A 14,615-nucleotide genomic window follows, 5' to 3' on the forward strand; every position below is an offset into this window, starting at 1 on the left:
AGCCGCTACACCCTAAAAAGCCTGGCGCCCATCAAGGCCGCGTCACGGGGCGCCAAGACGGCCGGCGCCCGCGCGGCCGGCCACGCGGCCGGGGGGGCCGTGAACGTCAACATGGGCGTGGCCGGACAGCGGGACATGAAGCGGATCGGGGGCGGGAAATGACCCGTGAGCTGACGACCGCTGAACTGGAGCCGAGGCTGCGCGGGCCGCAACGCCCTGTGAAGGGGTATGGCGGGGATCCATTCCACACCCTGTATGAGCCGCCCTGTGCGTGGTGCGGGTCCCCAATCCACGGCTATCACTACGTCGCGGAAAAGGTGTTGACCTGTGACGCCTGCGGCCGGGACACCTGGACGTATCTGGTCAACGGCGATGAAATCGTTGTGCATGGCCTGATCTCCGGTACGGATCTGCGCTACCTGGATTGGGCGAAGGACCGGCAACGGCCCCTGCCGGTGGGGTGGCCATGACCACCGCCGCCGCCATCAAGGCCGTGCAGGCCTGCCGCCGCCAGGTCGCCGGCCTGGACGATGACGCGACCTGGCGCGACTTCCTCCACCAGGCGACAGGCCTGCGTAGCCTGCGCGAGATGACAGGGCTCCAGCTGGGGCGCGTGATCGACGCGCTGCACGCCCAGGGCGCGCCGAAGCGGGCGCCGCGCAGCGCCGGCCGTACGGTGCAGGCCGACGATCCGCAGTCGGTGAAGATCCGGGCGATGTGGCGGGACCTGGGGCGCATCAGCCAGGTCAAGAGCGTCACCGAGGCGGCGATCGCCGGCTGGGCCGGCCGCCAGCTGGGCAAGACGGTGGTCGACCTGCGCTTCCTGACCGGGGATGAGAAGCGGCGCCTGATCGAGGCGCTGAAGCAATGGCATCAGCGGGTGGGGCTGGCCGATGCGTGACCAGCCCCGCACCCTGTCACAGACCGTGGTTGCTCTCGACGTGGCTTTCGGCCGTGGTGTAGTCCACCAGCGTGCCGGCCGCGTTGAACGTCATGGTGACGCTGCGGCTGTCGCCGCTGGCGCCCCCGACGAAGGCGCCCGCGATGGGGATGTAGCTGGCGGCGTTGGCCGACCCCTTGCTGAACATATAGACGGCGATCTTGCCGCCGTTGGACATGGTGGTGACGGCCTGGGGCTTGCCCAGCTTGGCCACCACCTGATCATAGGTGGTCTTGCCCTTTTCCAGGCTGGCCACCTGTTCGTCGGAAACCTTGGTGCCGCTGCTGAAACAGCCGGACAGGGCCAGCGTAGCGGCCACGGCGGCCAGCAACATGACTTTGCGCATAATGACTCCCCCTGGGTTGTGAATATCCAGGGACACTACCGCAAGGTGGTGGCGGCGGCCAGGGGCGCCCGCGCATGCATGTGAAACGCAACATCCTCTTTGATGAGCTGGTCGAGGTGGTGGGCATCGCCGCCGCCACGGCGCTGTCTCGACAATGGGGTGGGCGTGTCCTCTACATCGCGCACAAGCCCACGCCCGGCTGCCCCCTGGCGGTTGTGGTGGGCATGGAGGCGGCCGAGGTGATGGCGCGGCACTTCGGCGGCATTCACCTGTGGTTTCCGATCACGCAGGGCAAGCACAGCAAGGTCCGGCGCCTGCGGGCCGAGGGCATCTCTATTTCGGAGATCGCGCGGCAGACTGGATATACGGTGCGAAACGTCTACATCATCCTGGGCCAGACACCGCCGGCCGAGGCCGATACCCCGCCGCTTCTTGCCATCATGGGCAAGCTCTGACAGGCTGCACCGCGCGCCACCCTGGGCATTTGCCCAGGGTCCGCCACTCCCCCCTGAAATGTTTCATTCCAGACGCCGCCGCCGCCGATGGGCACTTTGAGGGCTCTTAAGCCCCTCTTCGTGACCCCGGAGCCGTGATGTGACCGACCCCGTTTTCTCCCAGCTGCGCATACGCGTGGTTGAGCCGATCCTGGCGCGCATCAGCACGCCGGCCCGGCGGCTGGACAGCCCGGCGGCCGTGAACCTGGTGCTGGGCACCTGCGCCCAGGAAACCGGCTTCAACTTCATCGGCCAGTACCCGGCGGGGCCGGCCGTCAGCCCGTGGCAGATCGAACCCGTCACGCATGACAAGGTCCGTGCCCGTCTGAAAGAGGAACATCCGGACCTGGACGGCGCGCTGGACGCGCTGCTGGTGCCGGGGATCGACCCGCACGCCCAGCTGGCCTGGAACCTGGCCTATGCGGCGGCCTTCTGCCGGCTGCTGTACTGGCTGGAGCCGCGCCCACTGCCCGCCGCCAACGACCTGGCCGGCTTGGCCGCCTACTGGAAGGACTTTTACAACACGCGCCTCGGCAAGGGGACGGTTGACGAATTCCAGCGCAACTACCGTCTGCACATCGGAGAACCCACATGATCCGCACCGCCCGCCGGATGGCCGGCATGGCCGTCCTGTGCCTGCTGACCATCAGCCCCTTCTATACGGTCGCCGCTATCGCGGCCGATGCGGTGGCCACGGCCCCCGCTGCCATCGTCACCGCCGCGCCCTCCACCAGCGTGGACTTCGCCGCCTGGGTCTCGGGTGTCATGGACATCATCTTCGGCGTTTCAACCATCCTTGGCATCCGGCTAGGGCATGCCGCCGTGACGCTGGCGGAGGGCTGGCTGGGGCTGAAGCAAGATGACAAGCACTTCGGCTGGCTGGATACGGCCATTTCCGCCGCCCTGGGCCTGGCCCGATCCCGCCTGGATGAGGCCCTGCAGGGCAAGACGACGGTGGACGTGCACAACGCCCTGGCGGCGTCCACCGCCCAGCTGGTCATGGAGATGGTGCCCAGCTCCGCCGCCCACCTGGGGCTGACCAAGGCGGACATCGAGCGGCGCGTGCTGGGCATGCTGGGCTTGGACCTGCCGCCGATCCAGACGGTGGAGAGCCCGGCGCCCGCGCCGGAGCCCACCGTGGTCACCGTTGCGCCGACGGCGCCGGACCTGAGCAAGGCCATCAGCGACGGCTTCGCCCAGCTGCTGAGCGCCCTGCGGCCGGCGCCCACCGACCCGGTCGCCTCCATCCAGGCTCCGCTTGTCATGCCGGCCGCCGCCGTTCCCCCGGCTCCGGCCGGCGCCTCGGCCTGACCATGGGCGCGGGGATTTGGATCGCCGTTGGCGCCTTCGCCGTGGGCTCAGCCGCCATGGGCCTTCTGGCCTGGCTGGGCAAGCGGTGGGGCGCCAGTGCCCAGGCCCAGGCCGACCTTACCCACACCAGCGAGGCCACCGATGCCATCCTTCAAGCCGCTGTGGCCCCTGGTCACGATCCCGCTGCTGTTGACCGCAGCCTGCGGGACGGCAGTTTCTGACAGCTGCCCCGCGCTGGTGCAGTACGACCGCCCCTTCATGGCGGCTGCGGCGGATGAGCTGGCGGCCCTGCCGCCGGGGTCCAAGCTCAAGATCATGATCCAGGACTACGGCACCGCCCGGGCGCAGATCCGGGCCTGCCGGGGGGTGAAGTGATGGACTGGCTGGACGAAGCGAACCGCTGGCTGCCGCTGGCCTCCTTCCTTGGTCCCGGCGCGCTGGTGGTTGTCGGCCTCGCGATCAAAGGAAAGCTGGCGACCAAGGAAGACGTGGCCAAGCTGGGGGCTGAACGCATCGCCAGTGACGAGGCCTTCAAGACGCGCCTGGACAATCTGGAAAAGCAATCGCGGGACCGCATCACGGCGGTGGAGAAATCGGTGGACGAGCGGATGGCCAAGGTCGAGCAGACCTGCGCCGCCGTTGAGGCCGAAATCCGCCATCTGCCGGACCAGGACGCCCTGACCGACCTGCGGGACCGGGTGGCCGGCGTCGAGACCGAGCTGAAGGGGGCGACGGCCGGCATCGAGGGCCTGCATGCCCTGATGGAGCGCATCGAACGCCCGTTGAACCTGCTGCTGGAACACCATTTGAAAAAGGGCGACTGATGAGCGCGAGCTTTCAGAGGGACTGGGTGGAAAGCCGCCGGCTGTTCCTGCTGCGCTACCTGGTGGAGGTGGGCGACAGCTGCCTGGAAAGCCTGCTGCTGCGCGCCGGCCTGACGGCGTTCCGGCGGGACGGTGAGGAGCAGCTGAAGGGTGACATCACGCACCTGGTCAAGCAGCTCTGCATCGAAACCGAGGCGATCAACACCGCCGATGGCGCCAGCGCGCTGCGCATGCTGACCATCACCAAGCGCGGGCGGGAAGCGGCCGAGGGGCGCGGCGAACCGGTTCCCGGCGTCCAGCACAGCCGTTGGGACCGCTGATGTCCAAGGCGTCCACCCTCAAGGCGCTGCCGCCGGCCGTCCTGGCGCAGGTCAATTTCCTGATCGGGGACGGCGGTTGGACCATCGACCAGATCGTGGACTATCTGTCCGAGGCCGGTCATCCCCGTTCCCGCTCCGCCGTGGGGCGGCACGCCCAGCGCATCAACGCCGTGGCGGAGAAGCTGCGCCAGTCGCGCGAGATCACCGAGGCTGTGGTGAAGGAGATGGGCCCGGCCGCCGCCGATGGCCGGCAGGGCCGCTTCCTGGTGGAGGTGCTGCGCAACCTGGTGGGCGAAACCCTCATGCGCCGCGTGACGGCCGGCGGCGAGGAAGACGCTTTCGACGCCGAGGGCTTCATGCTGCTGGCCAAGGCCCTGAAGGACATGAGCGCCGCGACGAGGTACGACCAGGATTTCGATCTGAAGTCGCGCAAGGCCCACGCTGAAGAGGTGGCGCGCATCGCCAAGGAACAGGCGGAAAGTGCGGCCAGCGAGGCCACCAATCGCGGTATGAGCGATGACCAGGTCGACTTTATCCGCGCGAAAATCCTGGGCGTGAAGCTGCCGACCGAGGCCCGGTGATGGCCGATGCCACCGTCATAGAGGAAAGCTGTTCCTCGGAGGAGGAACGCCAGCTGCTGGGCCTGGTCGACCAAATCCAGGAAGCCCGTGAAGGCCGGCGCATCCCCACAGCGCAGATCCCGGAAGTCCTGCTGCGCTATCAGCAGAAATGGATTGAAGATCTGGCGCCGGTGCGGTTGGCGCGCAAATCCCGTCGCGTCGGGTTCACCTGGGGGTGCATGGCCTCGGAAAGCGTGCTGGAAGCCGGCGCCACCCGGGGCATGGACCAGTTCTACATGGGCTACAACAAGGAGATGGCGGCCGAGTTCATCGGCGACACCGCTTTCTGGGCGCGTGGGTTCCAGAGCGCCCTGAACATGGCGACCTTCGCGCCTGGTGCAATCGAGGTGTCCAAGCTCATTGTGCTGATCGAGAATGAGCGCCGTGACATCGTCCGTTTTTCCATGCGATTGGCGACCGGCTTCAAGATCGAGAGCCTTTCTTCGAACCCTCACAACTGGCGCGGCAGGCAGGGGCACGCCAGGATTGATGAGGCCGGGTTCCACGCTCGACTATCAGAAGTCATCAAGGGCGCCATGGCCTTCCTCATGTGGGGAGGGCGGGTCAGCATCGTGTCGACGGACAATGGCGAAGACAGTGAGTTCCACGGCTACGTCAAGATGGTGGAAGCCGGAAAGTTGCCCTGGTCCTATCACAAGGTCACTTTCGATGACGCGCTTCGTGACGGCTTTTATCGGCGGGTCTGCCTGATCGCCAACAAGCCTTGGACACCCGAAGGGGAAGAACAGTATCGGGCCGAGGTCTACGCCTCCTACCCTGACCAGGCGGATGCCCAGGAAGAGCTGGATTGCATTCCGAAGCGGGGCAGCGGCGCCTATTTCACCCGCGCCCATTTCGAGGCGTGCTGGGACGCCACGGTGCCCATGCTGCGCCTGGCGAAGCCGGCGGAATTCTTCCTCGATCCCGACCGTCTGAAGATCGTTCAGGACTGGATCAACGATCACCTGAAACCCGTCGTCGACACCATCTGCGACGGCGGTCGCACTACGATGGGCATGGACTTCGGCCGGGATGGTGACCTGTCTGTGCTGTGGGTCAATCGCCAAGTCGGGATCAATAAATGGCGGACGGCGGTGGAGATCGAGCTACGGCGGCTACCCTTCGACTGTCAGCGGCTGATCCTCTACTGGCTGTTCGATCATCTGCCCCTTCTGTGGCACGTCATGATCGATGCGCGCGGCAACGGCCAGCAGCTGGCCGAGGAAGCCCAGCAAAAATACGGTCTGAACAAGGTGACCTGCGTTAAGGCCACGGTGGAGTTTTACGCCAAGGCCTTCCCGGCCTATCGGGCCGCCTATGAGGACAAGTCTCTGGTGGTGCCGATGTCCGAAGACATCGTCGCAGACCACCGGCGGGTGGTGCTGGTGAAGGGCCGGCCAACCATGGATGACGGCCGCGACAAGGGTAGCGACGGCATGCCACGCCACGGTGATAGCGCCGTGGCCGGCCTGCTGGCCTATGAGGCCGGGCGAGAAAATGCTGAGCCCTCGATCCTGGACTTCTACAGGCAACAGGCTGCGGCGCTTAAGAAACAGCAGGAAGAGGCCGCGAAGGCGGCGGGAGAGCATCATGGCGCGTGAGGGCGGCCGGCAGATCGAGCCGGGGATCGTGGCCCGCGTGGCGCAGGGCCTGCGCTATGCCGTGACGGGGCAGCGGCCACAGGATTGGTTCGGGCCGCTGGAGCCCCTGCCGCCGGTGGCGCCCCCCAGCGTGCGCGGTCGCCAGTTCGACTTCCAGTCTGGCTACAACCTGAATACCCAGCCGCGTGTGCTGGAACAGGTCAGCTTCGCCCAGATGCGGGCCCTCGCCGAGAACTATGACGTCCTGCGCCTGGTGATCGAGAACCGGAAGAAGAAGATGGCGCGATGCCATTGGAGCATCAAACCCCGGTCCGCCACGGGCCGGGCGGATGATCCGCGCATCGAGAAGATGACCACGATGCTGCGCCGCCCGGACGGCGTGCACACCTGGAGCGTCTGGCTGAAAGGCCTGTTGGACGATCACCTGGTGATCGACGCCGCGACCATCTGGCCGTCGCGGTCTCTGGGTGGCGACCTGCTGGCGCTGGAGCTGGTGGACGGCGCCACCATCAAGCCTATCCTGGATGAGAAGGGGCGGCGCCCCCGGGCGCCCAACCCGGCCTATCAGCAGGTGCTGAAAGGCCTGCCGGCCGTCAACTACCGCGCGGACGAGCTGCTGTACCTGCCGGGCAACATCCGCCCCTACAAGGTCTACGGCTACAGCCCCGTGGAATGGATCATCACCACGGTGAACCTGGCGCTGCGCCGGCAGCTGCACAAGCTGGAGTTCTATACCGAGGGTACGGTGCCGGATGCGATTTCCGGGGTGCCGGACACTTGGTCGCCCGACCAGATCAAGGAATTCCAGGACTACTTCGACATGCTGCTGAGCGGCCAGACGGGCGCCCGGCGCCGCGTTCGGTTCGTGCCGTCCGCCATGAGCAAGAGCTTCGTCCAGACCAAGGAAGCCGCCCTGAAGGACGATATGGACGAGTGGCTGGCCCGCCTCTGCAGCTATGCCTATGACGCCACGCCCCAGTGGGCCGTGAAGGAGATGAACCGAGCGTCCGCCGGCACCGCGAAGGATCAGGATGACGAAGGGCTTGAGCCGACCCAGCAATTCGTGAAGGAGGCCATGGACGAGGTGTTGGCCTTGGCCGGCTGCCCCGACCTGGAATTCGCGTGGGAGCGGCGGCATGACGTCGACCCCCTGGTGCAGGCGCAGGTGGACAAAATCCACCTGGAAACCGGTGTGAAGGTGATCAATGAGGTGCGTGCCGGACAGGGCCTGGAAGCCCGCCCTGATGGCAACACGCCCCTGCTGATGACCGGCAGCGGTGCGGTGCGGCTGGAGGACGTGCTGGAGCCGCCCCCGGTCCCCACGCCGCTGCAGCAGGCGGATGATCCGCCGCTGGGCGATCTGGTGGGCGGCGACGGCAAGGGGGGCACCGGGGACGGCGATGAGGGCGCCGGCCGTAAGCCGCCGCCCGGGGAAAAGCCCGACCAGCGCGGCAAGGGCGCCCGCGCGCCGCTGGCCAAAGCGGCCGGCGGCCGGCTGACGATCCGCCGTGACCGTCCCATCCTGCATTTCGCGGAAGGCCAGTTGACGCATCAGCTCGTGGCGTTCCTGGCGGAGGAAGGCCACGCCACCGCGGACCGCGCCGCCGCCGCGATGCCCAAGCTGGCCAAGGCGGCCGGTGATCCGGGCGAGCCTGGCGCGCCGGCCGAGGGGGGCGCCGTGGCCCAGGCCGGCGCGGAAGGGGCGGCGGTGGACGCCGCCATAGAAAGCGTGGTGGACGCGGCTCTGGACATCGCCGCCTGGCGCAACGCCGTCGCCCAGATGGTGACAGTGTTGAAGACGCTGACGACGGATGGCGCCGACCAGGCGATCACCGGCGTGGCGCTCAGCAGCGGCACGCGGAGTGCCGCCGCGCCCGGCACGGCCGGGGCATCCGTGAAGAGCGCCACCAACCTGGCCAACGCCCGGGGCGTGTCCTGGGCGGAGGCGCACGGCGCCGACTTGGTGGCGGGCCTCAGCAACACCACCCGCGACGCCCTGCGCCGCCTGATCGTCCAGGCCGAAAAGGAGGGCTGGAGCGTCGATCGGCTGAAGCGGGCCATCATCGAGGACTATGCGTTCTCGCCCACCCGCGCGCGGCTGATCGCCAAGACGGAGCTGGCCACGGCCGACCACATGGGGAACCTGATCGGCTGGCGGGCGGCGAACGAGACCATGGGCGCCGGCCTACGCAAGGTGTGGGTGCTGGGACCGAACGAGGTGCATTGCCCCGCCTGCCTGGCCAATGCCGACGCGGGGCCGTTGGACCTGGACGAACCGTTCCCGTCGGGCGATATTGCGCCCACGGCCCATCCCCACTGCGATTGCGATCTGGAGGGCCTGCCCCCGGATATGGAGGCGCCCATCCAGAAGGGATGGAAGGTGGGCGGAGACAGCGCCTTCTGACATACCCCGGCCACGGGCCGCCACGCATCCAGGCCTATGGCTTTAAGAGACGGATAAGAGCCCTAAGAGGTGGCCGCTGAGCCCGATGCCGTCGTTTGGCTAGGGTGGGAAGGCCCGAAAACGGCCTACCCCTCTCAGCGGCCAGAAAATCGGGGGTGGTTGCGCGGGCGCCCAACCGGTGCCACCATCCGGACGGACGGCCCACCAGGCGGCCGTCTCCCCCCCTGAAATAGTTCATCATTAACCGGGCATCCGGCCATCCATAGGCTGTCCTTCGTCATCCAGACGAGGACGCCCGCATGTTCATTCCCCTTTCCAAAGCCTTTGAGGCCAAGCGGCAGTTGATCGGCCGCATCGATGAGACGCCGGATCGCGACGGCGAGGTCTTCGACTACGCCAGCTCCAAGCCGTTGTTCGAGGCTTGGTCCGGCGCCCTGGCCAAGGCCAGCGACGGCAAGAACCTGGGCAACGTGCGGGCCATGCACGGCCGCGTCGCCGCCGGCCTGTTGTCGGCCATCCATTTCGATGATGCGGCCAAGGCCATCGAGTTCGTCTGCGACGTCGTGGATGACGCCGAATGGGCCAAGGCGCAGCGCGGCGTCTACACCGGGTTCAGCCCGGGTGGCGGCTATGTCCGCAAATGGCAGGACGGCGCCCACAAGCGCTATACCGCCAACCCCACCGAAATCTCCCTGGTCGATCTGCCGTGCATCCCCAGCGCCACCTTCACCTTCGTGAAGATGGCCGGCGAGGAGGTGGCCATGCCGTTCGAGAGCGGCGAGCTGGCCAAGATGCAGGGCCGCGTCACTACCCTGGAAGGCGACCTGGCCAAGGCGGCCGGCGACTTGGCCAAGGTGCGCGGCGAACTGACCGGCACCCAGGACGCCCTGGCCAAGATGACCGGGGAGCGCGACACGCTGGCCAAGCGCGTGCAGGAGTTGGAGGCGCGCCCCGCGCCCGGCCCGCACCTGCGCACCATGGAAAAGTCGGTGGACGCCGGGGGCGCCGCGACCACCACGGTGGCGGATGTCGAAAGCGGCACGTTCGATGAGCGCCTGGCGAAGGTCACGGCGATGCCCCCCGGCCCGGAAAAGAGCGCCGCCCTGATGAAGATCGCGGCATTCGCCGCCGCCAACCGCGCCTGATCCCAGGCCTGACCTTTCGGAGAGACCATGACCGACACCACCGCCCAGACGCTGGCCCTGATCAAGGCCGCGCAGACCAACCCGCAGGCGGAGCTGGCCAAGGCCACGTTTGGCCAGTCGGGCAGCCCCACCACCGGTATCACCGCCTATGATCTGGAGCCCGGCGCCAAGCTGCTCTATCCGGTGCTGACGCCGCTGCGCAACAGCATTCCCCGCGTCTCCGGCAAAGGGGGCATCCAGGCCAACTGGAAGGCCATCACCGGCGTCAACACCAACAACGTGCGGGCCGGTGTGTCCGGCGGCAACCGGGGCGGCGTCATCGCCGTCCGCACCCAGGACTACAACGCCGTCTATCGCGGCCTCGGCCTTGAGTCGAACGTGGATTTCGAGGCGGATTACGCCGCGGAGGGGTTCGATGACGTACGCGCCCTGGCCGTCCAGGCGCTGCTGCAGAGCCTGATGATCCAGGAAGAGCAGATGATCCTGGGCGGTAACTCCGGCGTCGCGCTGGGCACCACGCCCACGCCGACCTTGTCGGGGTCCACCACCGGCGGCAGCCTGGCGGCGGCTACCTGGTCCGTGATCGCCGTGGGTCTGACCTTGGAAGGCTATCTGAACGGCTCCGTCGCCAGCGGCATCCAGGGTCAGATGACCCGCGCCAATGCCGACGGTTCCAGCGATCAGTTTGGCGGCGGTTCGGCCGCGCCGTCCACCGCTGCCACCGCGACCACCACCGGCACCACCGGCAGCGTGGCCGCGACCGTGGCTCCGATGAACGGCGCCGTGGCCTATGCCTGGTTCTGGGGTACCGCTGGTTCGGAAGTCCTGGGTGCCATCACCACGATCAACAGTGTGGTCATCACCGCCGCCGCCGCCGGCAGCCAGACTGCCGCGTCGCTCAAGGTTTCCGGCAGCTATGTCGACAACAGCCAGAACGGCCTATCGTTCGACGGGCTGCTGTACCAGGCGTTCAAGAGCGGTTCCAACGCCTACGTCAAGGTCATGCCCACGGGCTCGGCCGGCGCCGGCACGCCGCTGACCGCCGACGGCGCCGGGGGTATCGTGGAGATCGAGGCGGCGCTGAAGGCGTTCTGGGACAACTATCGCCTGTCGCCCCAGGAAATCTGGGTGAGCAGCCAAGAGGCGCTGAACATCAGCGCTAAAATCCTGACGGGCACCAACAATGCCGCCCAGCGCTTCGTGTTCAATAGCGACCAGAACATGCTGGGCGGCGGCGTCATGGTCCGCACCTATCTGAACCGTTACAGCATGACGGGCGGCCAGACGCTGGACATCAAGCTCCACCCCAACATGCCGGCGGGCACCGTCTTGTTCCGCACCACCCGGCTGCCGTATCCGCTGGCCAACGTCAACAACGTGACGCAGATGCGCATGCGGCGCGACTACTACCAGCTGGAATGGCCGTTGCGCACCCGGCGGTACGAATACGGCGTCTACTGCGACGGCGTGCTGCAGAACTACTTCCCCCCCGCCTTCGGCGTCATCACCAACATCGCCAACGGCTAAGGCCGGCGGCGCAACGAGGTGGCGGCCGGGTCCCAGCACCCGGCCCGCATCTGGGAGTACGTTCGAATGGCCAAGATCAAGGCGCCCAAGGGCGTCACATCGATTTCGTGGGGCGGCCAGGAATACAAGGCCAACGCCGCCGGCAACATCTCGGTGCCGAACGACCGGCATGCGGCCATCATGGCCGAGCTGGCAAGCCACGGTTTCGCGCCGCCGGATGGCGACAGCACTGACGACGTCGAGCCGGATGGCGACAAGCAGCCGGCGGGCGACGGCGCCCCGGCGAGCTGACCATGCCGGACTACACCACCCTGGCGGCCGTCAAGGCCTACCTGAAGTCGACGGCGGCGACCTCTGACGCCCTGCTGTCGACCTTGATCACCAACTGCAGCGACGTCATCGACGCCTACTGCAACCGGGAAAAGGGCTTCCTGCAGGCGGACTACGTCGAGCCGCGTGACGGCAATGGCGGCCGGCAGATGGCGCTGCGTTATGGCCCCATCGCAACCGTCGCCTCGGTGGTGGTGAACGGCCGGGCGTTGCCGGCGGGATCGGTGACCCAGCCCGGTTTCTACTGGGCGGACAACCGCGTGATCCTGAACGGCTACGTCTTCGTGCCCGGCCTGGGCAACGTGGTCATCAGCTATTCCGCCGGCTGGCCGTCCCTGCGGCCCAGCCTGGTTCAGGCCGCCACCGAGTACGTCGCCTACGTCTACAAGTCGTCGGATCACATCGCGCTGGCCAGTCTCTCTGGCGCCGGAGAGACCACGGCCTATCTGACGGCGGCCATGCCGGACGGGGTCAAATCCGTCCTCAACCAATTCCGCCGCGTGGTGCCGGTATGAGCGACTTCATCGAGATCAGCTCCGAAGGCCTTCCCCAGGTCATCGTGCGGGTGCAGCAGTTTCCCGACGCCGTGCGCCTGTCCATCCAACGGCGCGTCTATGGCGAGGCAGTGCGCCTGCAGAATGTGCTGAAGAATGACGCGCTGAACGGCGGGATTGTGAAGGCGCGGACCAAGCGCCTGCGCAACAGCGTCCATATCGATACCGAGGTGGCCGGCGACCGCGTCATCACCTATGTCGGCACCGACGTGGAATACGCCAAGTACCTGGAAGAGGGCACGGCGGCCCACGAAATCCGCGCCAAGCACGCCAAGGCCCTGGCGTTCATGGTGGGCGGCGACCTCATCTTCCGGAAGAAGGTGCAGCATCCGGGCACGCCGGCCTTCCGCCCCTTCGGCCTCACGTTCGAGCGCGAGACCCCGGGCATCCTGAAGCGGTTGGAGGAAGGGGTGCGCGCCGACGCCCAGGCGGTGTTCCAATGAGCGATCTGGACGCCCCTTACGCCGCTCTGTTCGCCCTCTTGGAGACGCTGAAGGTCCCGGACGGCAACGTCCCCGACATCGGCCAGGTGGTGACCGTGTCGCGCGACGTGCAGCTGTTCGAACAGGTGCCGGCGGACCAGCTGCCGGCCCTGTTCCTGGCGGTCGACCATCAGGTCTACCAGTACCAGATGCAGGGCGTGCCGGCGACCGCCCGGCCCTCCGCCAAGATCTACCTCTATGCGGCAGCCGACGACACGCTGTCGGCCGGCCAACGGGTGAACCGCCTACTGGGCGCCGTGATGGACGTCCTGAAACCCGCCGGCGCCTACGTCGACCAGACCCTGGGTGGGTTGGTCCAATACGCGCGGATCGAAGGCACCGTCGAGGTTTACGACGGCGTCCTGACGCGTCGCGCCGCCGCCATCGTCCCCGTCAAGATGCTTGTCCCCTGAGAGGCCCTTATGGATGACACCCCCGACATCGCGACGTCGCCCGACACCGTTCCCCTGGCGGGGACAAGCGCCCCGGCTTCCCCGGCCCCGGCCGACACGGCTGCGCCGGACGTGGCCCCGGAACCAGCGGTTTCGCTGGAAGTCCGCGTAGACGCGGCGATTGCCGCGTGGCTGGCGGCCGAGATTTACAACAGCCCCATCGCGCGGGCCACCGAGGCCTACAACCACCTGGTTGGCACGCTGCCGGCGCTGCGGGCGCGCATCCTGGCGCAGGTGGCCTGATGGACGCCGCGAAATACGTCGGGGGAAGCGGGAACATCCGTTTCGGCCTGGGGCACATGGATGTGCTGGTGGCCGACCTTCGCGCCCTGGCCGATGGCATCGAGGGCGGCACCGTCATCGTCCAGGCCGTCAGCACGGACCAGGCGGCCGACCGCCAAGATTTTCCCGTCACCGCCTTGTCCCTGAAGTTTCACCACGCCCGCGTCCAGCCGGTCGCCGTTTTTGAGGCCGACCGCCTCATGACCGGCCTGGACGCCGCCGCCCACCGCTAAGGAGCGCACCCCATGCCCCAGTATTCGTTCGGCGCCGGCTCGCTGTTCGGCACCCCGTCCGGTGTGGCGAACGCCACGCCCATCCAGTTCGGCACCCTGCAGTCGGTGTCGGTGGATATCGACTTCACGCTGAAGGAGCTGTACGGCCAGAACCAGTTCCCGGAGGTGGTCGCGCGTGGGCAGGCCAAGATCCAGGGCAAGGCCAAGACGGGGCGCATCCAGGGCGCCATCTTCAACAGCCTGTTCTTCAGCGGCACGTCGACCATTGGCCAGCAGCTGGTGGCCTTGAACGAGGTGGCCGCCGTGCCGGCGTCCACCCCCTATACGGTCACGGTGGCCAACAGCGCCACCTTCACCGCCGACCAGGGCGTGATTTTCGCCGCCACCGGCGTGCCGCTGGTCCGCGTGGCCAGCAACCCCACCGCCGGGCAGTACGCCGTGTCGGCCGGGGTCTACACCTTCGCCGCGGCGGATACCGGCGCCGGACTGCTGATCAGCTACAGCTACACCAGCGCCACCGGCGGCACGGTCACCACCATCAGCAACCAGCTGCAGGGTGTGGCGCCGACCTTCTCCATGGCCCTGTCGACGCCCTTCGGCGGCCAGAACTTCACGCTCAGCCTGAACGCCTGCACGTCCAGCAAACTGCAGCTCGCGACCAAGCAGGGCGATTACATGCAGCCCGAAATGGACTTCATGGCCTACGCCGATGCATCCGGCACCGTCGGCAAGATCAGCGTCCAGGGGTAA

At 67.4% G+C, this 14,615-nt stretch carries 21 protein-coding genes; 20 read left to right on the plus strand and 1 reads right to left on the minus strand.

All coding sequences use genetic code 11. The features are described from left to right. Nucleotides 1–158 precede the first annotated feature (158 nt). Entirely contained in the window at nt 159–470 is a 312-nt protein-coding gene (locus tag P5F91_RS18345) for a hypothetical protein (RefSeq protein ID WP_277907823.1), read from the plus strand. Continuing rightward, nucleotides 467–901 (plus strand): regulatory protein GemA, encoded by a 435-nt coding sequence (locus tag P5F91_RS18350; protein WP_277907824.1) that lies wholly within the window; start codon nt 467–469, stop codon nt 899–901. The genes P5F91_RS18345 and P5F91_RS18350 overlap by 4 nt, the downstream gene beginning before the upstream one ends. A 16-nt stretch (nt 902–917) precedes the next feature. Here the strand turns inward: P5F91_RS18350 and P5F91_RS18355 are convergent, their stop codons facing one another. Continuing rightward, nucleotides 918–1,286, minus strand: a complete 369-nt coding sequence (locus P5F91_RS18355; RefSeq protein WP_277907825.1) for an outer membrane protein assembly factor BamE domain-containing protein — start codon at nt 1,284–1,286, stop codon at nt 918–920. 74 nt (nt 1,287–1,360) lie between these two features. Between P5F91_RS18355 and P5F91_RS18360 the strand changes: the two genes are divergently transcribed. The 18 genes from P5F91_RS18360 (at nt 1,361) to P5F91_RS18445 (ending at nt 14,615) form a co-directional block, all read left to right on the plus strand. Further along, on the plus strand, nt 1,361–1,741 hold the full coding sequence (locus P5F91_RS18360; RefSeq protein ID WP_277907826.1) for a hypothetical protein: 381 nt from the start codon (nt 1,361–1,363) through the stop codon (nt 1,739–1,741). Nucleotides 1,742–1,880: 139 nt separating this feature from the next. Next, entirely contained in the window at nt 1,881–2,375 is a 495-nt protein-coding gene (locus P5F91_RS18365; protein WP_277907827.1) for a hypothetical protein, read from the plus strand. Continuing rightward, entirely contained in the window at nt 2,372–3,091 is a 720-nt protein-coding gene (locus P5F91_RS18370) for a hypothetical protein (RefSeq protein ID WP_277907828.1), read from the plus strand. The genes P5F91_RS18365 and P5F91_RS18370 overlap by 4 nt, the downstream gene beginning before the upstream one ends. Nucleotides 3,092–3,232: 141 nt before the next feature. After that, complete coding sequence (locus tag P5F91_RS18375) at nt 3,233–3,466, plus strand: hypothetical protein (RefSeq protein ID WP_277907829.1); 234 nt, start codon at nt 3,233–3,235, stop codon at nt 3,464–3,466. Then, nucleotides 3,466–3,915: a hypothetical protein gene (locus P5F91_RS18380; RefSeq protein WP_277907830.1), complete on the plus strand. Its 450-nt coding sequence runs from the start codon at nt 3,466–3,468 to the stop codon at nt 3,913–3,915. Before P5F91_RS18375 ends, P5F91_RS18380 begins: the two co-directional genes overlap by 1 nt. Beyond that, the gene (locus tag P5F91_RS18385; RefSeq protein WP_277907831.1) at nt 3,915–4,235 is read left to right on the plus strand and encodes a hypothetical protein; all 321 of its coding nucleotides are present in this window, start codon (nt 3,915–3,917) and stop codon (nt 4,233–4,235) included. The genes P5F91_RS18380 and P5F91_RS18385 overlap by 1 nt, the downstream gene beginning before the upstream one ends. Further along, nucleotides 4,235–4,816, plus strand: a complete 582-nt coding sequence (locus P5F91_RS18390; RefSeq protein ID WP_277907832.1) for a phage protein Gp27 family protein — start codon at nt 4,235–4,237, stop codon at nt 4,814–4,816. The genes P5F91_RS18385 and P5F91_RS18390 overlap by 1 nt, the downstream gene beginning before the upstream one ends. Beyond that, nucleotides 4,816–6,456, plus strand: a complete 1,641-nt coding sequence (locus tag P5F91_RS18395) for a terminase large subunit domain-containing protein (protein WP_277907833.1) — start codon at nt 4,816–4,818, stop codon at nt 6,454–6,456. The genes P5F91_RS18390 and P5F91_RS18395 overlap by 1 nt, the downstream gene beginning before the upstream one ends. Then, on the plus strand, nt 6,446–8,860 hold the full coding sequence (locus tag P5F91_RS18400; RefSeq protein WP_277907834.1) for a phage portal protein: 2,415 nt from the start codon (nt 6,446–6,448) through the stop codon (nt 8,858–8,860). The genes P5F91_RS18395 and P5F91_RS18400 overlap by 11 nt, the downstream gene beginning before the upstream one ends. A 299-nt stretch (nt 8,861–9,159) precedes the next feature. Continuing rightward, complete coding sequence (locus P5F91_RS18405; protein ID WP_277907835.1) at nt 9,160–10,005, plus strand: hypothetical protein; 846 nt, start codon at nt 9,160–9,162, stop codon at nt 10,003–10,005. A 27-nt stretch (nt 10,006–10,032) separates the two neighbouring features. Further along, nucleotides 10,033–11,532 carry a hypothetical protein gene (locus P5F91_RS18410; RefSeq protein WP_277907836.1) on the plus strand — a complete coding sequence of 500 codons (1,500 nt, stop codon included), beginning with the start codon at nt 10,033–10,035 and terminating at the stop codon, nt 11,530–11,532. A 66-nt stretch (nt 11,533–11,598) separates the two neighbouring features. Then, the gene (locus tag P5F91_RS18415) at nt 11,599–11,823 is read left to right on the plus strand and encodes a hypothetical protein (RefSeq protein WP_277907837.1); all 225 of its coding nucleotides are present in this window, start codon (nt 11,599–11,601) and stop codon (nt 11,821–11,823) included. A gap of 2 nt (nt 11,824–11,825) precedes the next feature. Beyond that, nucleotides 11,826–12,377: a head-tail connector protein gene (locus P5F91_RS18420; RefSeq protein ID WP_277907838.1), complete on the plus strand. Its 552-nt coding sequence runs from the start codon at nt 11,826–11,828 to the stop codon at nt 12,375–12,377. Next, the gene (locus tag P5F91_RS18425) at nt 12,374–12,859 is read left to right on the plus strand and encodes a hypothetical protein (protein ID WP_277907839.1); all 486 of its coding nucleotides are present in this window, start codon (nt 12,374–12,376) and stop codon (nt 12,857–12,859) included. Before P5F91_RS18420 ends, P5F91_RS18425 begins: the two co-directional genes overlap by 4 nt. Further along, nucleotides 12,856–13,311, plus strand: coding sequence for a hypothetical protein (locus P5F91_RS18430; RefSeq protein WP_277907840.1), 456 nt, complete (start codon nt 12,856–12,858; stop codon nt 13,309–13,311). Before P5F91_RS18425 ends, P5F91_RS18430 begins: the two co-directional genes overlap by 4 nt. A 9-nt stretch (nt 13,312–13,320) precedes the next feature. Then, nucleotides 13,321–13,593 carry a hypothetical protein gene (locus tag P5F91_RS18435; protein WP_277907841.1) on the plus strand — a complete coding sequence of 91 codons (273 nt, stop codon included), beginning with the start codon at nt 13,321–13,323 and terminating at the stop codon, nt 13,591–13,593. After that, nucleotides 13,593–13,865, plus strand: a complete 273-nt coding sequence (locus P5F91_RS18440; protein WP_277907842.1) for a hypothetical protein — start codon at nt 13,593–13,595, stop codon at nt 13,863–13,865. Before P5F91_RS18435 ends, P5F91_RS18440 begins: the two co-directional genes overlap by 1 nt. A 12-nt stretch (nt 13,866–13,877) precedes the next feature. Further along, nucleotides 13,878–14,615: a hypothetical protein gene (locus P5F91_RS18445; RefSeq protein WP_277907843.1), complete on the plus strand. Its 738-nt coding sequence runs from the start codon at nt 13,878–13,880 to the stop codon at nt 14,613–14,615.

Source organism: Nitrospirillum amazonense, from assembly GCF_029594735.1.
Lineage (GTDB): Bacteria > Pseudomonadota > Alphaproteobacteria > Azospirillales > Azospirillaceae > Nitrospirillum > Nitrospirillum amazonense.

Bases quoted from the DNA above. Each gene is read 5' to 3' on its own strand.
- P5F91_RS18430 (WP_277907840.1), top strand. From the start codon at position 12,856: ATGAGCGATCTGGACGCCCCTTACGCCGCTCTGTTCGCCCTCTTGGAG.
- P5F91_RS18440 (WP_277907842.1), top strand. From the start codon at position 13,593: ATGGACGCCGCGAAATACGTCGGGGGAAGCGGGAACATCCGTTTCGGC.
- P5F91_RS18375 (WP_277907829.1), top strand. From the start codon at position 3,233: ATGCCATCCTTCAAGCCGCTGTGGCCCCTGGTCACGATCCCGCTGCTG.
- P5F91_RS18420 (WP_277907838.1), top strand. From the start codon at position 11,826: ATGCCGGACTACACCACCCTGGCGGCCGTCAAGGCCTACCTGAAGTCG.
- P5F91_RS18425 (WP_277907839.1), top strand. From the start codon at position 12,374: ATGAGCGACTTCATCGAGATCAGCTCCGAAGGCCTTCCCCAGGTCATC.
- P5F91_RS18385 (WP_277907831.1), top strand. From the start codon at position 3,915: ATGAGCGCGAGCTTTCAGAGGGACTGGGTGGAAAGCCGCCGGCTGTTC.
- P5F91_RS18380 (WP_277907830.1), top strand. From the start codon at position 3,466: ATGGACTGGCTGGACGAAGCGAACCGCTGGCTGCCGCTGGCCTCCTTC.
- P5F91_RS18355 (WP_277907825.1), bottom strand. From the start codon at position 1,286: ATGCGCAAAGTCATGTTGCTGGCCGCCGTGGCCGCTACGCTGGCCCTG.
- P5F91_RS18415 (WP_277907837.1), top strand. From the start codon at position 11,599: ATGGCCAAGATCAAGGCGCCCAAGGGCGTCACATCGATTTCGTGGGGC.
- P5F91_RS18400 (WP_277907834.1), top strand. From the start codon at position 6,446: ATGGCGCGTGAGGGCGGCCGGCAGATCGAGCCGGGGATCGTGGCCCGC.
- P5F91_RS18390 (WP_277907832.1), top strand. From the start codon at position 4,235: ATGTCCAAGGCGTCCACCCTCAAGGCGCTGCCGCCGGCCGTCCTGGCG.
- P5F91_RS18350 (WP_277907824.1), top strand. From the start codon at position 467: ATGACCACCGCCGCCGCCATCAAGGCCGTGCAGGCCTGCCGCCGCCAG.
- P5F91_RS18410 (WP_277907836.1), top strand. From the start codon at position 10,033: ATGACCGACACCACCGCCCAGACGCTGGCCCTGATCAAGGCCGCGCAG.
- P5F91_RS18360 (WP_277907826.1), top strand. From the start codon at position 1,361: ATGCATGTGAAACGCAACATCCTCTTTGATGAGCTGGTCGAGGTGGTG.
- P5F91_RS18435 (WP_277907841.1), top strand. From the start codon at position 13,321: ATGGATGACACCCCCGACATCGCGACGTCGCCCGACACCGTTCCCCTG.
- P5F91_RS18345 (WP_277907823.1), top strand. From the start codon at position 159: ATGACCCGTGAGCTGACGACCGCTGAACTGGAGCCGAGGCTGCGCGGG.
- P5F91_RS18405 (WP_277907835.1), top strand. From the start codon at position 9,160: ATGTTCATTCCCCTTTCCAAAGCCTTTGAGGCCAAGCGGCAGTTGATC.
- P5F91_RS18445 (WP_277907843.1), top strand. From the start codon at position 13,878: ATGCCCCAGTATTCGTTCGGCGCCGGCTCGCTGTTCGGCACCCCGTCC.
- P5F91_RS18395 (WP_277907833.1), top strand. From the start codon at position 4,816: ATGGCCGATGCCACCGTCATAGAGGAAAGCTGTTCCTCGGAGGAGGAA.
- P5F91_RS18370 (WP_277907828.1), top strand. From the start codon at position 2,372: ATGATCCGCACCGCCCGCCGGATGGCCGGCATGGCCGTCCTGTGCCTG.